Below are 4,204 nucleotides of genomic sequence, written 5' to 3'. Positions count from 1 at the left end.
TTCTTTGATGAATAGGTCGCTTTGTGTATCCCAGATGTACACTCTATCTCCTATATTCATCATTACAACCTCCTAGTCTGTATAAGTAATCCCATATACATGATATTTCTCTGCAAATGTATCTCTGCCAATCGTATGTGCTTCTGTATGATGTACTCTGCAAAGTGCTATTTTCCTATAGCTTGAATCATCTATTCTTTTCCTATCATTGCCCATACCTATGGCATCCCAATGATGTGTTTCAGCTTCTTTGCCACATATTGCACACTTTTTATATTTTAGGCATAGCCACAAATATTTTCCTATATCATCCGTTCTATTTAAGCCATGGTCCAATAATGGTATATTCCATTGAAAGCAAAATTCTATGATGTAATTAATAAATAGCCTTGCTGTTGTTACACTACAATTTGAAAGAGAAAAATAATCACTTCCTGTATTCGCAATGTAGCTGTATTTCATGATCTCTTTCATTTCCTCTGGCATATATCCCGTATATGTAGCCATATCTCTGATTGTTGCATATGCTTTTTTCCTTTGCTCTGCTGTAATTGTTCTTCCATCATCAAGACGTATCTCTGATTTCACCTTTCCATTTTGAGCAAATCTTTTAATGTATTCTCCTAAGTGTTTTTCTGGAATTACAACAGCTAACCTAGTTCCTTTTTCTAGTTCCCTATATCCAATGATCTCAGCATATTCATTCACTCAACCACCTCTAGTGTGTATTTTCTATAACTGCTCTAACATCTGTATAACCTTGTTTTATACTTTCACTTGCATATTTCGCTAAGTCATTAGCGTCATTACATTCAATCGTCATATTGTTTTCAGTATCGTTGTCTTTGATATACAGCATATATTTCATTTACTTCACCCTTTCTGTTATTTTAATTTCAATAATAATTTTTCTTTATCCATTGCCTAAAACTATCTATCAAGCAAGTTCTAGGATTCCCCGTTCCATCTTCGTATTTAACTTTAACTCCTTCTGCTGTTTCCATTACAGCTAAAACGGTTCTCCAATATCCTTTGAAATTTATATATGTTTTTCCTACTATAATTTCTATTGGTTTTGTCCTCATAGTTCCAACTCCTTTATAACAACCTCTGCTCTAGGTACTTCACTGTAATACTTCTCTACAGTAGCTTTTATGATCTGACTATCATCTTTGTATGCTATTCCATTAAGTGCATCTGTAATTGATTTCATGCAATTGTCTAAATCTGGTCTTTTTATAGGTCTTATGTTTCCGTTTTCCATTAAATTTTTTTTAATTTTACTTGCACTTTTAGGAATTGAAAAATATAATTTCAAGTTTATTTCTAAAGGATTTTCTAGTAGTGGTTGTCCATATGTAATAGCAAACATTTCTTTAACTAAAGTTTCATAGTTCTTTGTTTTCTCTGGTGTATGTGTCCCATACTTTGTTACACGTGGGCGACCTTTAGCAATTGGCTCTCCTGGAATTTTAAATACTAGCATTTTTCCACCTCTTATAATATCCTCTCTTTATTCTGTTTACAGTTCTTTGGACTTTGAATCTTTTTATATGTTTTACTTTCCTTTTATCTAATTTAAAAACTCTTGCAAACTGTTCTAAAACCACTTCTATATCTGCTATTTCTTCTTCCATATTGTCTATATCTTTATTTTTAACAGCTTGTATAAACTCTTCTACTTCTTCCTTAAGTTTTTCTATTTGGTTCGCTTCACCGAAATAATTAAATATTTGTTCTATCATGCGACCTCCTATTTCTGCTTTATTTCGACTTTGTTTTTGCTTTAGTATATTTATATAGCTTTGCTAGTTTTTAACTCTCTGTACGACCGAGAACGTGCTAAGAATCGATCTAGCTTGTCCATATCTATTTTCTTTTTCCTACAAATCCATTCTTTACTCTTTCCTCTTTCTAATAAACGTATAATTTCTTGTACTACTGCAATATTGATTTTCCCTTTTGTGCTACAAGCTAACACATTTAACATGCTAGGTATTTTTTCTTCTTTTGTATTTGAATATTTTTCTATGTATTTTTGTGCTTCTTCTCCTGTTATTGTTTTTACCTCTCCCTCTTGACATTGTTGCAAATATCTTTTTTCTGCTTCTTTTTTTCTTAAATTCTCTTTTTCATCAAACCACATATTTTTTTCTTCTTTTTTTGTTTCTTTTGGTTTTCCGTGCAATTTTATATACTGTCTGTATCTTAGCACTCCTAGCTTTTTAGCTAACATATTGGTGTAAGCCCCATTGCATTGTAATTTATTGCTTAAAGTAGACGGTTTTATCTGGTCTTGTTTTGGGAAATATTCTATTTTTAATTCTTTCATAATTTTTTTAATTGCTTTCATGTCTTTTTCGATTTCTGATTGTCTTGGCTCTTTAGGAATTTTAATCCATTTTGACCTTGGTAAATCTATTTTTCTTGGAAGCCTTATGGCTTCTTCTAGTGTATCTAGTCCTACTTTATCTATTTTGTACATATGGCTAAGGGATAAGTACCATCCTATTTCTTGTCTTGAAGGTATATATTTTAATCCAAGTTCTTGTATCATCCCCCTGATATCTTCAATCCATTGCTCTTTAGTCATCTTGTCCTATCCCCCTTATATAGCTCTAATGCTTGTCTTATTAAGGCTTTAGTCTTCATACCTTTTTCTACTGCTAATTGCTCGACTGCCTTTGATAATTCCATTGCAAACATATCCATGTAATTTCCCCCTTATCACTTCTAAGACGTTTTACCCATTTCAAACTTTTCACTTAAAAGTTTTGTAACTTGATTAACTTTCTGTAACTGTTTTAGATCATTTTGCACTCTTCCTGGAAGCATAACCTTGTCCGATTCTCGTTTCATATACTGCTCATATATCTTTAGAAAGTGTGCTCTATCTGCCATCAAATTTTCACTTGTACATAACTCCCTAAATCCTAATGCTTGTACAGCTTTATGCAATGGCTTATCATGTTTAACTTCTTTTAGTGCTTCATCCGCTCTATACCATCCATATTTTTTTATAAGTTCCATAACCTTTCCCCATGCTTCCGCTCCATTTAAGTTATGATTTGTAGCCAATTTTTCCATACACTTTCTTACTCCAGCTGGTGTAGGTTTAAATTCATTTGTTGCTATATATGTTTCTACTGCCATTTCAAATAGCTTAGGATCATCTTCTTTGAAAATCTTGTACCATACAAGCATTGTTTTATCATCATTGAGAATTCTAAAATTGTCATAGACACTTTCTAATACTGTAAGCCCTTCAATGAGTTGTTTTTTATCCATCTTCATCCTCCATTTCTAAAAATCTTTTTACCGCATCTACACTGTCTATGATTTTCTCTGTATTCGTTTCAAATTGTTTTCCCTTACCATTACTTTTCTTTGATCGTTCATTATTCATTTGAAGAAACAATGTATCAAAATTCTTTCTTAGTTTCTGTGTGCTCAAAATATTAGTCATCCAAAAAGAATCTTTTTGACACCATTGAATTACTTTTTTAACTTCTTCATCAGTTCTACCATCTAATCTAATAAGTCGATCTATGTGTATTGACCATTTATCCATATCTTTTAATCCTGGTACTCTTGCTTTAGGATTGTTTTTAAGAATATATTTTTTAAGATAATTTGCTAATCTATATTGAATTGATTCTTCGTTGAACTTTAGTTCAACAATATCTTTTATATCTTCTTTATCATTCTTTTCATTCTTATAATTCTTTACATTCTTGTTTGTATGTTTTCGTGTCGCTTTCGTGTCGCTTTCGTGTCGTTCGTCTGTCGCTTCTGCGTCGTTTTTACTGTCGTCTTTACTTTGGTAATCGTTGTAATTTACTACTGTTATAATGGTTTTTTTAGTGTCGCTTTTTACGATTAACATTCCATCATTTTCTAATATTTTTAGAAAGTTTTTTAATTTAGTATTTGACCATCCCCATCTATCACATAATTTTCTAATAGATGTTATTCGGCTGCCTCTTTCAACTAAAATCAATTCATTTCCTATTAAAACTTTCCTATCCTCGTGATTCATCATCATGATTAAATCTATCCATGCTTGACCTTTAGAGAATGGTTTATCCTGCCATAACCAATTTTTTTTAATGCACCTGTGAACTTTAATCCATCCCTGCATTTCACCACCTACTAGCTCAAATAATAATGTATGATTTTAACAATAGCTGTAAATAATACTGCT

General features: G+C 31.7%; 9 protein-coding genes. All 9 read right to left on the bottom strand.

The features are described 5' to 3' along the window. Positions 1–72 precede the first annotated feature (72 nt). Genes EK368_RS02065 through EK368_RS02035 form a run of 9 tightly spaced genes read right to left on the bottom strand, consistent with a single transcriptional unit; the run spans position 73 to position 4,141 of the window. Positions 73–708: a putative HNHc nuclease gene (locus EK368_RS02065; RefSeq protein WP_129596076.1), complete on the bottom strand. Its 636-nt coding sequence runs from the start codon at positions 706–708 to the stop codon at positions 73–75. A gap of 10 nt (positions 709–718) precedes the next feature. Further along, the gene (locus EK368_RS14765; protein WP_165000292.1) at positions 719–868 is read right to left on the bottom strand and encodes a hypothetical protein; all 150 of its coding nucleotides are present in this window, start codon (positions 866–868) and stop codon (positions 719–721) included. A gap of 28 nt (positions 869–896) precedes the next feature. Continuing rightward, a complete protein-coding gene (locus tag EK368_RS02060; protein ID WP_129596075.1) occupies positions 897–1,085 on the bottom strand; it encodes a hypothetical protein in 189 nt (62 codons plus the stop codon). Further along, positions 1,082–1,486 (bottom strand): RusA family crossover junction endodeoxyribonuclease, encoded by a 405-nt coding sequence (locus EK368_RS02055; RefSeq protein ID WP_129596074.1) that lies wholly within the window; start codon positions 1,484–1,486, stop codon positions 1,082–1,084. Before EK368_RS02055 ends, EK368_RS02060 begins: the two co-directional genes overlap by 4 nt. Then, on the bottom strand, positions 1,473–1,745 hold the full coding sequence (locus tag EK368_RS02050; protein WP_129596073.1) for a MazG nucleotide pyrophosphohydrolase domain-containing protein: 273 nt from the start codon (positions 1,743–1,745) through the stop codon (positions 1,473–1,475). Before EK368_RS02050 ends, EK368_RS02055 begins: the two co-directional genes overlap by 14 nt. A gap of 50 nt (positions 1,746–1,795) precedes the next feature. Continuing rightward, positions 1,796–2,593, bottom strand: coding sequence for a hypothetical protein (locus tag EK368_RS02045; RefSeq protein WP_129596072.1), 798 nt, complete (start codon positions 2,591–2,593; stop codon positions 1,796–1,798). Next, a complete protein-coding gene (locus EK368_RS15225; RefSeq protein WP_279222243.1) occupies positions 2,590–2,712 on the bottom strand; it encodes a hypothetical protein in 123 nt (40 codons plus the stop codon). Before EK368_RS15225 ends, EK368_RS02045 begins: the two co-directional genes overlap by 4 nt. 21 nt (positions 2,713–2,733) lie before the next feature. Beyond that, positions 2,734–3,288, bottom strand: coding sequence for a replicative helicase loader/inhibitor (locus EK368_RS02040; protein WP_165000291.1), 555 nt, complete (start codon positions 3,286–3,288; stop codon positions 2,734–2,736). Then, positions 3,281–4,141 carry a hypothetical protein gene (locus EK368_RS02035; protein WP_202976409.1) on the bottom strand — a complete coding sequence of 287 codons (861 nt, stop codon included), beginning with the start codon at positions 4,139–4,141 and terminating at the stop codon, positions 3,281–3,283. Before EK368_RS02035 ends, EK368_RS02040 begins: the two co-directional genes overlap by 8 nt. Between the last annotated feature and the right edge of the window lie 63 nt (positions 4,142–4,204).

It is taken from the genome of Anaerophilus nitritigenes, from assembly GCF_004138215.1.
In the GTDB taxonomy this organism is placed as follows: domain Bacteria; phylum Bacillota; class Clostridia; order Peptostreptococcales; family Thermotaleaceae; genus Anaerophilus; species Anaerophilus nitritogenes.
This window is presented reverse-complemented; position numbering and strand designations above follow the sequence as displayed.

Bases quoted from the DNA above. Each gene is read 5' to 3' on its own strand.
- EK368_RS14765 (WP_165000292.1), bottom strand. From the start codon at position 868: ATGAAATATATGCTGTATATCAAAGACAACGATACTGAAAACAATATG.
- EK368_RS02060 (WP_129596075.1), bottom strand. From the start codon at position 1,085: ATGAGGACAAAACCAATAGAAATTATAGTAGGAAAAACATATATAAAT.
- EK368_RS02055 (WP_129596074.1), bottom strand. From the start codon at position 1,486: ATGCTAGTATTTAAAATTCCAGGAGAGCCAATTGCTAAAGGTCGCCCA.
- EK368_RS02050 (WP_129596073.1), bottom strand. From the start codon at position 1,745: ATGATAGAACAAATATTTAATTATTTCGGTGAAGCGAACCAAATAGAA.
- EK368_RS02045 (WP_129596072.1), bottom strand. From the start codon at position 2,593: ATGACTAAAGAGCAATGGATTGAAGATATCAGGGGGATGATACAAGAA.
- EK368_RS15225 (WP_279222243.1), bottom strand. From the start codon at position 2,712: ATGGATATGTTTGCAATGGAATTATCAAAGGCAGTCGAGCAATTAGCA.
- EK368_RS02040 (WP_165000291.1), bottom strand. From the start codon at position 3,288: ATGGATAAAAAACAACTCATTGAAGGGCTTACAGTATTAGAAAGTGTC.
- EK368_RS02035 (WP_202976409.1), bottom strand. From the start codon at position 4,141: ATGCAGGGATGGATTAAAGTTCACAGGTGCATTAAAAAAAATTGGTTA.